The sequence below is a fragment of the Chenggangzhangella methanolivorans genome (assembly GCF_042648545.1).
Lineage (GTDB): Bacteria > Pseudomonadota > Alphaproteobacteria > Rhizobiales > Methylopilaceae > Methylopila > Methylopila methanolivorans.
The window spans coordinates 263,454-281,346 of record NZ_JBHRXS010000016.1 but is presented as its reverse complement, the minus strand read 5'-3'; the positions used below and the strand labels follow the sequence as shown (position 1 = coordinate 281,346).

Sequence of the window (17,893 nt, the reverse complement as noted above, 5' to 3'; positions counted from 1 at the left end):
TTCACGTCGATCGCCGGGCGGCGTCTCGATCACGCCGCCTTCTTGCCCGCCTCGTGCGCCTTGTCGGCGTAGTTCGCCTGTTCGCCGAACACGGCGCGCCTCAGCAGGCGCCGCATGCCCTCGCTCCTGCGCAGCGGCTCGATCGCGGCGCGCGCGGCGGTGTAGGCCGCAACCTTCAGCCCGTCGAGCGCCGGCTTCTGGCCGGGCGCCGCCTGCGGAAAGCCGCGGTCGCGCAGAAACGCGTTCATGAACAGCAGCTTGTTGCGGCGGACCACAGCCTGCGACCGCCAGGTGACGGCGAGCGAGATCGACCAGCCGTCGCCGGTCCGCACCCAGTGGGGGACCTGGTAGGGGACATAGACGCCCTCGCCGGGCGCGAGCGTGTAGACCGTCGCGCGCTCCTCGAAGCGCTCCTCGTAGGGCAGGTTGCGGTGCTTCGAGGGCGCGCTCTCCAGCAGCTCCTCGGAGACGATCGCGCGGTCCTCGTTGTCGAACAGGTGGAAAAACTTCGGCCCGTGGATCTGGACGAAGAAGTTGTCCTCGTTGTCGCAATGGAACGGCGTGGTCGAGTTCGCGGAGGAGACGAAGACATAGCCCTCGACGTCGGCGAGCTTCATCGACGCGAAGCTGTCATGGCCGAGCTGGCGGCCGATCGAGAGCAGCGCCTCCTCGATCAGCGCGCGATAGGCCGGGACGGTCTCGACGCGCTTCAGCACCATCCAGGCGCCCGCGGTCTCGATCTGGCGCACGACCTCCTCGGGCGCGAGGTCGACGAGCGGAACGTCCTCGGGCCGCTGGTTCACCGAGACCGCGCCGGAATTGTACTCGATGCGGTCGCGGGGCAGCTCGCGGACGAGTTCGGCGAGCCGCGGCAGCGTCAGCAGCGGATGGCCGGCGAGATCATGCGTGATCGGAAACGGCTTCGTCGGGTAGCGGGCCGCAAGGTCCGCCGGGTCGGCGCGCAGCGTCGTCATGAGCCCTGTCCCTTCAGTCCGCGATAGAGGTCGCGGAGGCGCCTGCGCAGGTTCCGGCGCAGCCGCTCGGCGCTCGCCGCGCCCTCGACCATGCCGGCGGCGTCGGGATCGAGCGCGACCAGCACGTCCGAGAGCGCAAGGCGCCCGCGCCAGAGGCGATCGATCATCGGGTGGTCGGCGACGGCGGTCGAGTCGACCTCGACGAGCCGCTTCTCTTCGGCGAGGAGCCGGGTCAGCTCGAGCGTGAGCTGGACGCCGGGCGAGAGCCGCGCGAGCGTCTCGTCATAGGCCACCTTGTAGAACCAGCCGCGGTCGCCGGCGATCAGCACGACGCCGGAGGCCGCGAGCCGTTCGCCGGCGAACAGCTCCAGCACCAGCGCGTCGCCCGAGCGGGCAAGGTCGGCGAGAAGCGTCTCGAAGAAGGCGCGCTGGTCCGGCGCGTCGGCCATGGCGGTGCCGGCCGCGCCCTTCCAGCCTTTCGCCTCAAGCGCGAGGAAGCGCGCGGCGGCGGCCGCGACGTCGGCCTCGGCGCGGGCCGCGCGGAAGGCCACGGGGCCTTGGTCGGCGAGGCGTCGGGACTGGCGGCGCAGCTCCTTGAGCTTGCGGGCGGGAAGGCCGGCTTCGTCCTCGCCGACGCGCAACAGGGCGCGGGCGTGGCCGTCGACCCGGGCGACCGCGCGGCCGGCCTCGGCGGCGGCCGCCATGAGCGCGCGCGCGGCCGGGCCTTCCGGCAGGAAGCGCAGCAGCACCGTCGAGGCGCCCTCGGCCGAAAGCCCGGCGAGGAGAGCGGCCGCGGCTTCCGCCGCGACGTCGCGGTCGAGCAGCGGCGCGCCGAGCGGGCCGAAGTGATCCCAGTCCGCGCTCGTCAGCCCGCCCGAGAGCGGCAGCGCGCGATGGGGCGCGAGCGGAACGGCGGCGACGAGGCGGGGATGGGCCGAGGCCTCGTCCCAGACCGCCGCCATCCGCACGTCGCGCGATCCGGAAAGACCGGAGGCCGCGATGGCGAAGCCCGCTTCGGCGAAGACGTTGCGTTCGAGCGCGCGCCCGGCGAGCGCCTCCCAGGCGGCGCGGCTGCGGCCGAGCTCGGCCGGCGTCAGCATCTCGAAGCGGAGCGATCCCGCGGGCGCGGCCGGCGCGGCGACGGGCTCGTCCACGACGAAGGGCGTCGCCACCACGTCGGCGATGGCGTCGCCGGTCATCTCGCGGGGCGTCGGGGCGGGGGCGGGCCCGCGGCCCCAGGGCAGCGCGCCGAGGCCGAGCCGGCGCCGCGTCGCCCAGAACAGCACGACGGATTCGACCGCGAGCGTGATCGAGGTCGCGATCGCCGCGCCCATCGCGCCCCATTTCGGAACGAACGCGAGGCAGAGCACGACATTGAGCGCGAAGGCCGAGCCATAGATCGCGGCGCAGAGGTTCTGCTCGTTCAGCATGTTGAGCAGGCGCTCGAGCGGGCCGACGGTCGCGCGGGCCAAGAGCCCCACCGCGATCGCGAACAGCAGCGGATAGCCCTCGGTGAATTCCGGCCCGAACAGCCACAGGATCGGCCAGCCGAGCGCGAACAGCGCGACGCAGCCGGCGAGCGAGGGCCAGAACGTCCAGCGCGCGGCGTCGCGCACCATGGCGGAAAGGCGGGCCTGGTCGCCCGTGACCGCATATTCGGAGAAGCGGTGCGCGACCGCGGCCGCGACCGAGAACGACACAAAGGCGACGAGCGACATCACCTTGACGGCCGCATAGTAGACCGCGGTCTCGTGCGGATCGTGGAAGGCCGAGAGGATCAGCACGTCCACATAGGCGAGCGACAGGTAGAAGCCCTCGACCATGAAGATCGGGAGCGAGACCTTCATCCAGAGGCCTGGCGCGTAGGTCCTCGGGCCGGCCGGCACCTTGCGCTTGAGCCGCCGCTCCAGCATCCAGAGCTGCGCGACGCCGGTCGCCCAGGTGGCGACCACGGTCGCGGCCATGGCGGTCGAGGCGGTGGGGGCGAAGTCGAACTGCGACAGCGCGCCGAGCAGCGCGAGGATCAGCAGCGGGCGCACGAAATAGGCCGGCGCCAGCGCGACGTCGATCCAGTTGTAGGTGCGCGCCAGCCCGTCCTGCACGTCGGTCAGCACGTACATCGGCACGCAGACGAGCGCGAGATAAAGCGGGACGAGCGCCCAGTTCTCGAGATGGGCGGAGAACAGCCAGACGCCGAGCAGCCCGAGGCCTGCGATCACGGTCGAGATCGCGGTCGCGAGCGCGCGGCTGCCGATGAGGAAGCCGCGCAGCAGCGCATCCTCGCCGCGTTCGGCGTATTCGGGAATGAAGCGCTGCGGGCTCGAGGCGAGGCCGAAGGTCGTCAGCCCGCCGAGCAGCAGCACCCAGGTCCAGACATAGACGTAGACGCCGTATTCGCCCTGGCCCATCCAGCGCGCGAGCAGGATCTGCGACGCGAAGGCGATGCCGGCGTTGACGACCCGGATCAGGAAGGCGGAGCCCGCGACCTTCTTGGCCATCGCCGTGTCCGAACGGTCGGCGATGAGCGCGCGGACGCGCGCGACGAGGTCGGCGAGGCGCGACGATGTCCGGCCGGCGTTCAAGCGCGCTCCCACGTCTGCCTGCATGTCCGGCGTCTTCGTCCCCATGGAGGAGGGGACCATAGGCCCGCCGCGCTTAAGGATGGGTTCGGGAACAGCGTAAACGGGATCGTTCGAAATTGAGGGGAAGCGATGGTCACCCCTCCGCCTTGCGGGGAGGGGCGGCAGGCGTCGCGACTTTGGAATGTCGTCCGCTCAGCAAGTGGTCGATCGCTGAAAAACGTCTGTCACATGGGGCGTCTAGAACCGTTCCAGACCGGCCGTCCGGCCGAGAGCCCCCGACGATGTCAGCCGAAAGGTCTTTCGATGAGCGGTTCCCGTTCCCTGTGGCGGCCGTCCCGCCGGCTCGTGCTCGCCGGCGCCGCGTCGGTCGCCGCCGCCTCGGCCTTTCCGCGCCCGGCGCTCTCGCTCGCCGGCCGCCGGCCGAAGCTCGCCTCGGGCGTCCAGTCGGGCGACGTCGGCGCCGACCGCGCCATCGTCTGGAGCAAGGCCGACCGGCCCTCGCGCATGGTGGTCGAGTGGTCGACGACCGAAAGCTTCAAGGACGCCAACCGCGTCGTCGGCCCGGACGCGCTCGGCGGCTCGGACTTCACCGCGCGGGTCGACCTGCGCAAGCTGCCGGCGGGGCAGGACGTCTTCTACCGGATCAGCTTCGAGGACCTGAAGGACGTCTCGGCGGTGAGCGAGCCCGTGGTCGGCCGCTTCCGCACCGCGCCGTCCAACAAGCGCGACGTAAGTTTCGTCTGGACCGGCGACACCGCGGGGCAGGGCTGGGGCATCAACCCGGACTTCGGCGGCATGAAGGGCTACGAGGCCATGCGCCGGACGCGGCCCGACTTCTTCATCCACTCCGGCGACACGGTCTATGCCGACGGCCCGCTCGAGGCCGAGGTGACGCTGGCCGACGGGCGCAAGTGGAAGAACCTCGTGACCGAGGAGAAGTCCAAGGTGGCCGAGACGCTGAAGGAGTATCGCGGCCAGCACGCCTACAATCTCCTGGACGAGAACGTGCTGCGGCTGAACGCCGAAGTGCCGATGTTCGCCCAGTGGGACGACCACGAGACCACCAACAACTGGTACCCGCAGGAAATCCTCGACCTCGAAAACTACGACGTGAAGAGCGTGGCGTTGCTGGCCGCCCGGGCGCGGCAGGCGTTCTTCGAGTACATGCCGATCCGCGTCGACCAGCGCGATCCGCAGCGCATCTACCGCGCGGCGAGCTACGGGCCGCTGCTCGACGTGTTCTTCCTCGACATGCGCAGCTATCGCGGGCCGAACTCGAAGAACCTGCAGACCACGCGCTCCGACGAGGCCGCGATCCTCGGCTCGGCGCAGGTCAAATGGCTGAAGAAGCAGCTCGCCGCGAGCAAGGCGCTCTGGAAGGTCGTCGCCTCCGATATGCCGATCGGCCTCGAAGTGCCGGACGGCGAGAACTGGGAGTCGCCAATGGCGACGACGGCAAGCCGAAGGGCCGCGAGCTCGAGATCGCCGACATTCTGGGCTTCATCAAGCGCCGCGACGTGAAGAACGTGGTGTGGGTCACGGCCGACGTGCACTACACGGCCGCGCACCGCTATCACCCGAACCGCGCCAGGTTCCAGGACTTCAAGCCGTTCTGGGAGTTCGTCGCCGGCCCGATCAACTCCGGCACCTTCGGCCCGAGCGCGCTCGACATGACGTTCGGGCCGCAGGTGAAGTTCGTGAAGGCGCCGCCGGAGGGGCAGGCCAACCTGTCGCCGCTCGACGGCCTTCAGTTCTTCGGCCATGCGGCGATCGACGGGAAGAGCGGCGTGCTCACCGTGTCGCTGAGGGATCTCAACGAGACGACGCTCTATTCGGTCGATCTCGACCCAGAGGGGTGAAGCGCATCTCGCTGCCTGACGGCGGCGGCTGGCCGTCGCGATCGCCGCGGCCCTTCCCGAAAGGGGAGGGGAGAAGGCGGCGCACCTTCACCCAGCAAACCCGCCCTCGGCCAAAAACCTCCGCTCCGCGGCCGTCGAGGCCCGCCCCAGCGCCCCGTTGCGATGCGGGAACCGTCCGAAGCGGCGGATGATGTCGGCGTGGAGTTTCGCGTATTCGAGCCCGTTCTCGTCGCCGAGCCGCCGGAACAGTTCGAGGCAGACCTCCTGCGCGCCGAAATCCTCGGCGTGCTCGAACGGCAGGTAGAAGAACGAGCGCATCTCCCGGGTCACGCGCCGGTCGAAGCGGCGCGCGATCGCGGCGGTCGCGACGGCGAGCGCCCGCTCGTCGCTTGCGAAGGCGCGCGCCGTCCCACGATGGAGATTGCGCGGGACCTGATCGAGCAGGATGACGAGCGCGAGCGCGCCTGTCGGGGTCTCGTCCCAATGGTCGAGCGCGCCCGCGAAGGCCGCCACATGCAGCCGCTCCATCCGGGCGCGGATCGCGGCGTCGAACATGTCGGATCTGGCGAACCAGCGGTCGTAACCGGCGGCGCGCCAGAAGGCCGTGACGGCGAGGGCGTCGGGCGGGGCGGCGTGTCTCATAGGCGCGAGCCTAGGCGCGAGGCCATGGCGCGTGAAGTCGCCGATGGTCGATCGCGCATGGGTTGCAGTTCGGCGAAAGCATAGCAGCCATGCGCGCTCACAACCGCGCGATCAACGCAGCCGTGAACGCCCGGCGGAACGCGTTTAACCGGCATTTACCATGTGGCCTGCAAGCATCACCGGTCGCTGGTTCACGCTTTTGCTTCGCGAGCGCCCGATCTCGGCCCGAATCCGGGCGGAACCGATGACGCCTGAGAATGTTGGCGTGGCGCGACTTCGCGCAGCCGTGTCGAGAGTATCGAAATGCTCGAAAGCAACCGTCCCACCCGCCGCGGCTTCGTCGCAGCGTCGCTCTCCCTCGCCGCGCTCGGCCTTGCAGGCTGCTCCACGACGCAGGGGCCGGGCCCGATGCTGGTGCGTCACTCGCCCGCGACCGTCGACATGTACGGCGCGCGCCCCGACGAGCTTTACCCGCTGCCCGCCACCGACATCTCCAAGGTCGACGACAGATGGCTGCGCCAGCAGGTGCGTTACGACACGCCGGAGCCTCCCGGCACGCTCGTGGTCGACACCCGCGCGCGCTACCTCTACCTCGTTCAGGACGGCGGAACGGCGATGCGCTACGGCATCGGCGTCGGCAAGGCGGGGCTTGAGTTCGAGGGCGAGGCGCGCGTCGGCCGCAAGGCCGAATGGCCGCGCTGGACGCCGACGCCCGACATGATCGCCCGCGAGCCGGACCGCTACGGCCCCGCGGCCGGCGGCATGGCGCCGGGCCTCGACAATCCGCTCGGCCCCCGCGCGCTCTACCTCTTCCAGGGAAACCGCGACACGCTCTACCGCATCCACGGCACCACCGAGCCCTGGTCGATCGGCAAGGCCGTGTCCTCGGGCTGCATCCGCCTGCTCAACCAGGACATCATCGACCTCTACGGCCGCGTGCCGAAGGAGTCGCGCGTCGTGGTGCTGCAGGACCAGCCGGCGATCGCGCGGGCGCCCTACAGCGAGCCCGCGCCCTACGAGGGCGAGTACGTGGAGCCGGAGGGCTACGGCCGCGATCGCGGCTACGGCCGCCGCGGCCGCTGGACCGACGACGCGCAGGGGTGAGGGCTTCAAGACAGGGCGCGACGTCCGTGACCCCCTCTCCCGCGTGCGGGAGAGGGTAAGGGTGAGGGGCGTCAGCGCCGGCGTTTGAAAGATGAGCACGTCCGCAGCGGACGCGCCTCTTTTTGGGACCCGCTGCGCCACTTCCCCTCATCCTTACCTTCTCCCGTAAACGGGAGAAGGGGCGGCCAGCGCGCGACTACACCCGCAGCCGCTTGGTCGCGACCTCGTCATAGAGCTCGGCGTCGAGCGGCGCGTAGCGGCCGCTCGCAGGGTGGGCGAGGAACATCGGGTCGGCGACCACCCGCGGGTCGCAGCCCTCGCGCACGAGATCGACCTTGCGCTGCTTCAGCGTGCCGGTGAGGTCGAGCTCGCGCGCGATCCGGATCACGACGGGCCGCGCGAAGCTCGGCAGCTGCGCGGCCACATGGGCGTGGAGGCCTTCGAGGTCGATCCCCTCGTCCTCCGGCACCACCATGGCCATGCCTGCGCGCCCGTCATAGCCCGGTAGCGCCACGCCGTAGACATTGACGTCCTTGACGCCGGGGAACACCGAAATGGCCTCGGAGACCTCGGACGTCGCGACGTTCTCGCCCTTCCAGCGGAAGGTGTCGCCGATGCGGTCGACGAAGAAGAAATAGCCGCGCTCGTCGCGCCGCATCAGGTCGCCGGTGCGGAACCAGCGGTCGCCGGTCTCGAAGGCGTCGGTCAGGATCTTGCGCTTGGTGGCTTCCGGATCGGCGTAGCCCTCGAACCGCGCCGACGGTTTCGACGGGTCGTTGAGGATGAGCCCGACGGCTTCGCCGGCCTCCTCCGGCCCGCACTCGATGCAGAAGCCGTCCGGGCCCCGCACCGGCTCGCCGATCTCGACGTCGAAGCGCACCACCTTCACGGGGAACTTGCGCTTCAGATACCAGGCGATGCGCCCGACCGCGCCCTGCGTGCCGTCGAAATTGAACAGCGCGACGTTGCCCTCCGTCGCCGCGTACCATTCGAGCACGAGCGGGATGCGGAAGCGCCGCTCGAACTCCGGCCACACGTCCGGCCGAAGCCCGTTGCCGCAGACGAGCCGCAGCTTGTGGCGCTTCTCGGAGGCGGTTTCGGGCGTGTGGACGAGGTAGCGGCAGAGCTCGCCGATATACTGCGCGAGCGTGCAGCCGCTCTCGACGACGTCGTCCCAGAACCGGCTCGCCTGGAACCTCTCGCGGATCACCACCGAGGCGCCGGCGATGAGCGGCGAGCCGGCCGCGATCACGCCGCCGGCGGTATGGTACATCGGCAGGCATTCGTACATGCGGTCGTCAGGCCGGATGCCCATCGCGCCGCAGAAGCCGTGGGAAATCGCCATCAGCCGGTAGTGGTTGATGTTGGCGGCCTTCGGCAGGCCGGTTGTGCCGCTCGTGTAGATGTAGAGCGCCCGGTCCTCGATCGAGAGCGTGGGAAGTTCGTCGGCCGGGATCGGATCCTGCGACTGTTCGAGCGCGGCCTCGTCGACCCGCGGCCAGCCTTCCTCGCCCGGGCCGTGGCGCCAGACCCTGGGGGCCGGGTCCGAGGCGACGAAGGGATGGGCGGAGGCGTAGGCCGCCTCGAGCTCCGCCCCGACCACGACGTGCTTCGGCTTCACGATCGAGACGCAATGCGCGAGCGCCTGGCCGGTAAGGTTGGTGTTGAGCAGCGCCACCGCGCCGCCGATCCGCAGGATTCCGACCCAAAAGGCGAGATAATCGGGCCGGTTGGCCATCATCAGAGCGACCGTGTCGCCCTTCTCGACGCCGTTCGCCCGCGCCCAGCGGGCGTAGGCGTTGGCGCGTCCGTTCAGCTCCTCATAGGTGAAGGTCTCGCGCTCGGAGATCAGCGCGGTGCGGCCGCGGTGCTTGTCGGCGAGTTCGGCGATGACGTGCGGAAAGACGCGGTTGCGGTTGCGGCCGATATGGGTGGTGGCCTTGAGCGCGCGCAGCATGCCGGCGAGATACGCGGCCTCTTTGGCCAGTCTCGACCTTGCGGCCATCTCGTCTCCCCCTCGCGTCCGCTTTCGCCCGAAGGCCGGGGACGTCTTTTGGTTCGGCCCATCAAGCTCATGCGCAGGCCGGCTGTCCAGTGCCGCCGGCGCGCCTCAGCCGAGCAATCCTCCGGATCTCGGGCTGAGCGGGCTTTCGACAAGCGCCGCGCGGTCGGGACGATCGACGGAGGCCTGTCCCGCAAAGGCGGCGTAGAGCTTGGCGATGAGGTCCGGCTCCAAACCTTCGCCGATGGCCACGAGCCGGGTGCGGCGGTCATCGTCCGGCCAGGCGTCGAGGAAGCGCGGCTCGGCGAAGACGTGGCGCACGCCCTGGACCACGAGCGGGCGGTCGGGCTCGCCCACGATCCTGATGAGTCCCTTGAGGCGAAGCAGCTTCGGCGCATGGGCCGAGCGCAGCAGCTCGACGAACATGTCATAGGCCTCGCGCGTCAGCGGCGCCTCGCTCGCGAGCGAAATCGCGCGGATGTCGCCATGGCCGGCGGGCGCTTCGGAGAGGTCGCGCGCCGTCGGCGGGGCTTCGGCGATGAGAGACATGGCGGTGACGACGCCGGCGTCCTCGATCGGAGCCGCCGGGTTCAATTTTGCGAGAAGCGCGCGGGTCGCGGCGGCTTCGTCCCCGGAAGCCACGTCGAGCTTCGACAAAACGATGCGGTCCGCCATCGCGATCTGGCGCGCGGCGTCGAGGTGCTCGCCCGCCGCCTGCGGGCCTTCGACGGCCGAGACCACCGTCACCACGGCGGCGAGCCGGTAGCGCATCGCGAGATAGGGGTGGAGGGTCAGCGTTTGGAGGATGGGCGCGGGGTCGGCGAGGCCGCTCGTCTCCAGCACGAGGCGGTTGAACGGCGGGATCCGCTTGTTGTCGCGGGCGCGCAGAAGATCCTCGAGCGTCGCGATCAGGTCGCCGCGCAGCGAGCAGCACAGGCATCCGCCCGCAAGCGCCACCACGCCCTCGGCGACATGCTCGACGAGCAGGTGGTCGATGCCGATCTCGCCCGCTTCGTTCACCACGACGGCTGCGTCGGCGAGCGCGGGGTCGCGCAGCAGGCGGTTCAGCAGCGTGGTCTTGCCGGCCCCGAGGAAGCCGGTGAGCACGGTGAGCGGGATCGGGGCGGGGCGCGCGGCGCTCATGGGCGGCTGAAACCGACTGCGTGCTTCGAGACGCCGTCCTGCGGACGGCTCCTCAGCATGAGAATTGTCTCTGTCGGGAAAATTCCACCGCGGTCCTCATGCTGAGGAGCCTCGGCGCAGCCGAGGCGTCTCGAAGCACGCAGTCCGGTCAATCTCAGAACGCCTTGCCGTTCGCCGGCGCGGCGTTCTGGTAGATCGCTCCGGAGGTCGGCTGCGCGCCGTTGCCGGCGGCGTTGGCGTCGACGGCGGGCTTGAGGTCGATCTTCTGCTTGCCTGTCTTGGGCTTGGAGGCGGCGCTTTTGGAGGCGTCGCTCTTGGCCGACTTCGCCGCGGGCTTCGGCTTGGCCTTCGTCGCCGCCTTCTCCTTGGTCGCCCGCAACGGCTTCACCTTGGCCGAGCCCGGCTTCACCGTCTGGCCGGCGATCGCGGGCGTGGTTCCGGGCGTCGGCGCGAAGGCGGTCGGCGAATCCTCGTCGACGCCGCTCGGGGCCGCGGCGACGGCGGGCGCGTTCGGCGCGGGGGTGGCGTAGACCATCACCGGCGAAACCACGGTCTTGGCCTTCAGCGTCTCGGCCCAGGGGTGGCCGTCGAGCATCAGGCGGCGCGCCTGGCGGGTCTTCGCGCCGGCCTTGCCGCACATCTCTTCGCGCAGGTCCACCGGGAAGGCGGCGGTGACGGCGGGCAGGCTCGCAAGCGTGCCGACGGCCTTGGTGGCGGCGAAGCCCCGCTCGAAGGCGTCGACCGCGACTTCCGAGCGCTCGAGCGGCGAATAGGCGCCGAGCACCACCGTCACGAGCCGCCGTCCGCCGCGCGTCGCGGTCGCGACCACGTTGTAGCCGGAGCCGCACACATAGCCGGTCTTCATCCCGTCGGTGCCGGGATAGCGGCCCATCAGGCCGTTGTGGTTGCGCAGGGTCCGGTCGCCGATCTTGATGGCGTCGAGCGCGAACAGGCCGCCCATCTGCGGGAAGTCGCGATAGAGCGCGCTCGCGAGGATCGCCATGTCGCGCGCGGTGGTCCGCTGAAGATCGGGGCCGGGACGAACCGGAAGGCCGTTCGGATTGACGAAGTTCGAGGAGCGCATGCCGATGAGCTGCGCGGTGCGGTTCATCTCGACGACGAAATTCTCGACCGAGCCCGAGACGCCCTCCGCGAGCAGAAAGGCGATGTCGTTGGCCGACTGCACCATCAGCATCTTGAGCGCGTCGTCGACCGTCACCGTCTGGCCGACCTGGAAGCCCATCTTGCTCGGCGGCTCCTGCTGCGCGCGCTCGCTGTAGGTGAGCGGCGTCTGGAGCGAGATCTTGCCGGCCCTCACCGCGTTCAGCACCACATAGGTGGTCATCAGCTTGGTGAGCGAGGCCGGGAACCACGGCGTGGTGGCCTCGCGCGCCTCGATCACCGCGCCGCTCGCGACGTCGGCGACCAGAAGCGGCGCGGCGGAGGCGGAGGAGAGGCTCGCCGCCGGAAGGGCGAGCGCGAGGACGGCGGCCGCGAAGCGGCGGCGGATCTTCGTGGTGAACAGCAACTCGAAACCCGTGCTTTGATCGTCGCGAAGCCGCGGCGAAGGCTTGGCGCGACGCCCCGAAACCATCCTGCCGGACGGGCTCCAGTCATACCGCGCGAGGCCGTCCTTGCCAATCACGGCGCCTTCACGGGGCCTCGACCCGGACTTGCGCGGGCGCCGCCGGCTTCGTCAGCTCCTGCGCCGCCACGAGCCGCGCGAAGGTTCCGCCGGCGTTGGCCAACTCCTCGAAGCCGCCGCGCTCGACGATGCGGCCCTTCTCGAACACCAGCACCAGATCGGCGCTCCGCACCGTCGCGAGCCGGTGCGCGATGACGAGCGTCGTGCGCCCTTTCCGCGCCGCGTCGAGGGCCGCCTGGACGCGCGCCTCGGTGCCGGCGTCGAGCGCGCTCGTCGCTTCGTCGAGCACGAGGATGGGCGGATCCTTCAAGAGCGCGCGGGCGATCGCGAGCCGTTGCCGCTCGCCGCCCGAGAGCGAGGCGCCGCGCTCGCCCAGCACGGAGTCGAAGCCCTGCGGCAGGCGGGCGATGACGTCGAGCACCTCGGCCTTGGCGCAGGCGGCCTCGAGCTCCCCGATCGTCGCGTCGGACTTGCCGACGCGCAGATTGTCGGCGATCGAGCGGGCGAACAGCATCGGATCCTGGAACACGACGCCGACGTTCCGGCGCAGCCCCTCGAGCGTCAGGTCGCGCACGTCGGCGCCGTCGACGCTCACCCGGCCCCCGGCCGGATCGAAGGCGCGGTGGAGCAGCGCGAGCGCCGTCGACTTGCCCGAGCCGGTCGCGCCCACGAGCGCGACCGTCTCGCCGGGCCGCGCCTCGAACGAGACGTCGGTCAGCGTCGGCCGGCCGGCCTCATAGGCGAAGGACACGTTCTCGAACGCCACATGGCCCGCGACGCGGCCCGGATCGCGCGCGCCCTCGCGCTCGGCGACTTCGGGGGCTGCGTCCGCGACGTCGAGCAGCTCGGCGATGCGCGGGGCGTTCAGCAGCAGCATGTTGATGAGGCTCACCGCCTCGCCGAGCTTGCCGACCGTCAGGGTCGCGAGCGCCGCGAAGGTGACGATGTCGCCGACGCTCGCGAGCCCCCGGGAGTTGAGCTCCGCGCCCGCCAGCACCACGCCGAGCACCGTGATCGTGCCGGCGGCCGGCGTCGCGGCGGCCGCGTAGGCCCACCACGAGAGCACCGGCATCTGCGCGTCGAGCAGGCGCTGCATGACCGCGCCGAGCGCCTTGGTCTCGGCCTTGGCGCGCGCGAAACTCTGCACCACGGCGACCTGCGCGATGGCGTCGGCGGCCTGCTGGGCGACGTCTGAATGGTAGGCCTCGACGTCCTCCTGCCGGTTCTGGGTCTGGCGCGTGAGGATCGTGATCGCGATCCCGAAGACCACCAGCAGTCCGATCAGGATCCCGCCGAGCCAGGGATTGAGCGCGAGGCTCGCCGGCAAAAGCGCCGCAAGCCCGATCAGCGTGGCGCAGCCCGATCGGAAAAAGGTGAGCCAGACGTCGGCGAGCGCGTTCGCGCCGACCACCAGCGCCTTCACGATCCGCCCCGAATGGGTGCGCCGGTGCCAGCTGAGCGAGAGGGTCAGCGCGTGGCCGAACACCTCGGTCATGGCGGCCAGGCGCCGGCGATGCGACAGGCGGTCGGCGTTGAGCCCCACCACCACACGGCCCGCGATCGCCGCCAAGGCGATTCCCGCCCAGATTGCGGCGAGCCCAAGGATCGGTTCGCCGCCGCGCGTTAACCGGTCGATGATGGCGCCGAACAGCACCGGCTCGGCGAAGGCCGCGCCTGCGAGCGCGACGTTGCCGCCGACGAGCCATGCGGCGAGCCGCTTCTCCTCGCCCAGCAGCGCGATTGTGCGCCTGTAGACCCTGAAGGCGTTGAGGCGATTTTTCAGGGCGGGCGGCGAAGCGTTCATCGACGATGTCTGGACCGCCGCGGGCCGCCGCGCCAGCAGGCGAAACGGCGCAGAGCGGCGATTAACTTCGGCTAAGGCTTCGTTACCAAAAACGCTCTGGTTAACCGCTTGTTTACCCTAAACGGCAAAAGTCGCGAGTGGCGGAAGGGCGCGCGTCGCGTCGTCTCCGGCCATATCGCCCCAGACCGCGCTGACGCGCCGGGGCTCCGGGATGGATGCCATGAGCGTGCGCGACCCGAGGGGCTGGTCCGACGAACCGAAGCGGGACGACCGCGGCGGCCGCGGCCCGCTCGCCGACCTTACCGATCGTCTGGCCGAGGCGCGCCGCCGCGGCGAGCCCGCGCCCGAAGAGCTCGAGCGGCTGGTGAGCCTGCTCGCGCAGAGCGATTACGAACCTGGCGCGCGCCTCACCCAGGCGCTCGAAGGCCTCGCGCGCTGGAGCGGGAGCGAGGAGCAGGCCCCGCGCCGGTCCCAGCCCGGCCGCCAGCCCGTCCCCGCCGAGATCGAGGCCCGCCTCGTCGAATTCGCGAGCACGCTCGCCGACCGCGCCCAGCCCGCACCCGCGCAGCGCCGCGCCGACCAGCGCACGCCGCCGATCGCCTCGCTGCGCGCGGCGCTCGCCGAAATCTCCGAGCGCCAGCGCACGCTCGATTCCGAGGACGCCGCCGCCCGCGACGCCGCCGCGCGCCGCCCGGCCGCGCGCCAGCCCGAGCCGCGGCCCGAACCTTACCGCGCGCCCGAGCCCTATCGCGCCCCTGAGCCCTATCGCGCGCAGGAGCCGTCCCGTCCGGCCGCGCCCGCCCGGCGTCCCGAGCCCGCGCGCCAGCCGGAGCCGCTGCGGCGTCAGGACGTCGCCCGCCAGCCCGACATCGAGCCGCGCCGCACCTATGAGCCGCAGAAGCCGGACGTCGCGACCGCCTCGATGGTCCGCGAACTGCGCGCCGAGATCGACAACATCGGCCGCGCCGTTTCCGACCTGCCGTCGCGGCAGAAGACCGACGCGGCGGCCTCCGCCTCGATGGTGCGCGAGCTCCGCACCGAGATCGACCGGCTCGGCCGCTCCGTCTCCGACCTGCCGACCCGGCAGGAGGTCGACACGCTGTCGCGCGAGATGGGACAGCTCGCCGGCCGAATCACGGCGGACCGTCCCGCCCGGCTCGACCCGGCTTCGCTCGGCGCGATCGACGCGCTCGTGGGCGAGGTCGACCGCATGCGCCGCGACGCCGCCAGCCCGCAGATGATCGCCGACCTCGCCGAGGAGCTCCACGCGATCTCGGCCCGTCTCGAAACGCTCGGGCCCGCGAACTCGACCGCCATCGACGCGGTCGCGCGCCGCGTCGAGGAGGTCCGCGCCGAACTCACGCAGTTCCCACGCGCCTCGGCGGTCGACACGCTCGCGTCCGAGATCCAGTCGCTGATCGGCCGCCTCGACGACCAGGAGCGCGTCGCCGCCCCGACGCGTCAGGCCGTCGTCGGCCTTGCGAGCCGCGTCGAGGCGCTCGACGACCGCATCGCCAATGTCGCTCTGGCCGTCGCCGACCGCGAGGACGCCTTCGAGCGCGCCGCCGCCCCGACCCGCCAGGCGGTGGTCGGGCTCGCGACCCGCGTCGAGGCGCTCGACGGCCGCATCGCCAATGTGGCGCAGGCGGTCTCGGCCCGCGACGACGCCTTCGAGCGCGCCAACGCCTCGATCCGCGCCGAGCTCGACAACCTGCCGCGCGCCGAGGCCGTCTCCGATCTCGGCCGCCAGATCGACGCGCTGACCGAGAGCCTCAAGAACCGCTCCGCCATCGGCCCCGCGCTGAAGGCGGTCGAGGGCCTCAGCGGCCGCGTCGAGGCGCTCGACGGCAAGATCGAGGCGATCGCCAAGGTGCGGGCCGGCGAGGCCGAGTGGCTCGCCGACACGATGCGCGACGAGATCGCGGCCGCCGCGCGTCCGCCGGCGCTCGACGGTCTGGAGCGCCAGATCGCGGCGCTGACCGCCAAGCTTTCGAGCCAGCGCGACGACCGCGGCGACGACGAGGTGAGGGCGCTGTCGGGCAAGATCGACGGGCTGGGCGACCGGCTCCTGTCGGTCGCGCAGGCGACCGGCGCCCGCGACGCGGCCTTCGACCGGATCGAGGGCGAGGTCCGCTCGATCTCCGAGCGCCTGCGGGCGCCGCGCGCGTCCGAGCCCGTGGAGCGCGACGCCGCCTTCGACCGCATCGAGGAATCGGTGCGCGTCATCGCCGAGCAGCTTCTCAACCCCCGCGAGACCGCCCGCGACGGCGCCTTGACGGTCGAGGCCGAGATCACGCGCCTCGTCGACGGGCTCGAGCGCAACGACGGCCGCCTCGACGACCTCAACGCCGCCTTCGCGGGCCTCGCCGCCCGCGTCGAGCGCAGCTGCGCCGATCTCGGCGCGCGCTATCAGGAGACCTCCGCGACGCAGGGCGTGCGCGGCGACGACGAGCTCGAGGGCGAGATCGTCCGGTCGCTCGCAGAGCTTCGCGCCTCCGCGGCCCAGAGCGAGCGCCGCGCCGCCGACGCGCTCGACGCCGTTCGCGCCACGCTCGAGCGTCTGCTCGACCGGATGGAGCAGATGGAGACGGCCCCGGCCCGCTCGGCTCCGATGTTCTCGGCCGCCGTCGAGGACACGCGCTACGATCCGGAGCCGCGCCGCGAGCCCGAGCCCCGCGCCGACGCCGCCGAGGCCGCGCGCGCCGCCGCCCGCCGCGCGCTCGCCGAGATCGCGGCCGGCGACGAGCCGCCGGCGCCGCGCCTGCCTTACGCCGACGAGCCGCGCTTCAAGGCGTTCTCCGATCTCGGCGACGATCCGATCGAGCCGGGCGCGGGCGCGCCCAAGGTCGAGGCCTCGGGCCCGAGCGCCGCGTCCTTCATCGCCGCCGCGCGCCGCGCCTCGGCCCAGCCGCAGCCCGACGTCGAGCCCGAGGCCCCCGAGGCCCCGGCCGAGCCGGCCGCGCGCTCGGGGCTGTCGGGCGCGATCTCGAAGCTCAAGGCGCGCAAGCGTCCGTTCCTGCTCGGCCTCGCCGCGACGCTGATCGTGTTCGCCGCGCTCTATGTCGCGAACGGCATGACGGGCTCCCAGTTCGAGCCGGCCGCCGATCCCGCCCCGCAGAGCCGCCTTGCGCCCGATCTCGAGCCGACCCCCGCGCCCTACGGCTCCGGCGCCGCGCCGACCGTGATCGAAGGCCCGCGCGCCGCGGCGGAACCCGCCGACGGGTCCTCCGCCGCGCAGGAAGGGCTCGATCCTCCGCCGCCCGGCGCGGCTCCGGCGCCCTCCGCCGCCGCGTCAGCCGCCGCGCCGAAGCCCGAGGCGAACGCCGCGCCGCGCACGGCCGCCCAGAACTTCGCCTTCGCCGACGCCGGCGCCCTGCCCAAGGCGCGCACGGTCGAATGGAAGGCCGGCGAACCCGTCACCACGGGCTCGATCGCCCGGACCGCGCCCGGCGGACTGCCCGACACCATCGGCGGCCCGACGCTCCGCATGCGCGCCGCCGCCGGCGATCCGTCGGCCCAGCTCGAGGTCGCCGACCGCCTGCTCGACGGCCGCAACGTCGAGCCCGACGCCGCCTCCGCCGCGGTGTGGCTCGAGAAGGCCGCCGCCCAGGGCCTCGCCCCGGCGCAGCACCGCCTCGGCAGCCTCTACGAGAAGGGCCGCGGCGTCGCCCGCGACGTCACGACCGCGCGCCGCTGGTACGAGCAGGCCGCGGCCTCCGGCAACGTGCGCGCCATGCACAATCTCGGCGTGGTCTACGCCGAGGGCGGCCTCGGCAAGCCCGACTACAGCGCGGCCTCGGTGTGGTTCCGCATGGCCGCCGAGCGCGGCCTCGTCGACAGCCAGTACAATCTCGCGGTGCTCGACGCGCGCGGCATGTCGGGCAAGCGCAACCTCGTCGACGCCTACAAGTGGTTCTCGCTCGCCGCCGTCCAGGGCGACGAGGACGCGGCCAAGAAGCGAGACGAGGTGGGCAAGGCGCTCGGCTCGCAGCTCGCCGCCGCCAAGGTCGCTGTCGACGCGTTCCGCCCGCGCGCCGTCGAGCCTGCGGCGAACGAAGTTCCCTCGCCCCCCGGCGGCTGGGACCGGGTCGCCGAGCGCAGGGACGCCTCGACCCCGCGCTGAACGTGGTTCGATGAA

9 protein-coding genes and 1 pseudogene are annotated in these 17,893 nt (G+C 71.8%); 3 read left to right on the top strand and 7 right to left on the bottom strand.

Annotation, left to right across the window (positions count from 1 at the left end; translation table 11 throughout):
• Positions 1 to 29: 29 nt before the first annotated feature.
• Positions 30 to 974, bottom strand: a complete 945-nt coding sequence (locus tag ACFOWB_RS23310; protein WP_378149666.1) for a cupin-like domain-containing protein — start codon at positions 972 to 974, stop codon at positions 30 to 32.
• Complete coding sequence (locus ACFOWB_RS23305; RefSeq protein ID WP_261404706.1) at positions 971 to 3,580, bottom strand: GNAT family N-acetyltransferase; 2,610 nt, start codon at positions 3,578 to 3,580, stop codon at positions 971 to 973. Before ACFOWB_RS23305 ends, ACFOWB_RS23310 begins: the two co-directional genes overlap by 4 nt.
• Before the next feature lie 279 nt (positions 3,581 to 3,859).
• Between ACFOWB_RS23305 and ACFOWB_RS23300 the strand changes: the two are divergent.
• Positions 3,860 to 5,415, top strand: a pseudogene (locus ACFOWB_RS23300) (alkaline phosphatase D family protein).
• An 87-nt stretch (positions 5,416 to 5,502) separates the two neighbouring features.
• Here the strand turns inward: ACFOWB_RS23300 and ACFOWB_RS23295 are convergent.
• The gene (locus ACFOWB_RS23295; protein WP_261404705.1) at positions 5,503 to 6,057 is read right to left on the bottom strand and encodes a DUF924 family protein; all 555 of its coding nucleotides are present in this window, start codon (positions 6,055 to 6,057) and stop codon (positions 5,503 to 5,505) included.
• Between the two features lie 303 nt (positions 6,058 to 6,360).
• Here ACFOWB_RS23295 and ACFOWB_RS23290 point away from each other — a divergent pair, with 303 nt between their 5' ends.
• Positions 6,361 to 7,161, top strand: coding sequence for a L,D-transpeptidase (locus ACFOWB_RS23290; protein WP_261404704.1), 801 nt, complete (start codon positions 6,361 to 6,363; stop codon positions 7,159 to 7,161).
• 196 nt (positions 7,162 to 7,357) lie between these two features.
• On the opposite strand, the gene ACFOWB_RS23285 is transcribed toward ACFOWB_RS23290, so the two are convergent.
• The 4 genes from ACFOWB_RS23285 to ACFOWB_RS23270 form a co-directional block, all read right to left on the bottom strand.
• On the bottom strand, positions 7,358 to 9,166 hold the full coding sequence (locus ACFOWB_RS23285; protein ID WP_378149663.1) for a long-chain-acyl-CoA synthetase: 1,809 nt from the start codon (positions 9,164 to 9,166) through the stop codon (positions 7,358 to 7,360).
• A gap of 105 nt (positions 9,167 to 9,271) precedes the next feature.
• The gene (locus ACFOWB_RS23280) at positions 9,272 to 10,306 is read right to left on the bottom strand and encodes a CobW family GTP-binding protein (RefSeq protein WP_261405684.1); all 1,035 of its coding nucleotides are present in this window, start codon (positions 10,304 to 10,306) and stop codon (positions 9,272 to 9,274) included.
• A gap of 154 nt (positions 10,307 to 10,460) precedes the next feature.
• On the bottom strand, positions 10,461 to 11,951 hold the full coding sequence (locus tag ACFOWB_RS23275; protein WP_378149660.1) for a D-alanyl-D-alanine carboxypeptidase family protein: 1,491 nt from the start codon (positions 11,949 to 11,951) through the stop codon (positions 10,461 to 10,463).
• Positions 11,952 to 11,958: 7 nt separating this feature from the next.
• On the bottom strand, positions 11,959 to 13,755 hold the full coding sequence (locus ACFOWB_RS23270; RefSeq protein WP_261404702.1) for a glucan ABC transporter ATP-binding protein/ permease: 1,797 nt from the start codon (positions 13,753 to 13,755) through the stop codon (positions 11,959 to 11,961).
• Between the two features lie 220 nt (positions 13,756 to 13,975).
• Between ACFOWB_RS23270 and ACFOWB_RS23265 the strand changes: the two genes are divergently transcribed.
• Positions 13,976 to 17,878 carry a hypothetical protein gene (locus ACFOWB_RS23265; RefSeq protein ID WP_378149658.1) on the top strand — a complete coding sequence of 1,301 codons (3,903 nt, stop codon included), beginning with the start codon at positions 13,976 to 13,978 and terminating at the stop codon, positions 17,876 to 17,878.
• Positions 17,879 to 17,893 lie beyond the last annotated feature (15 nt).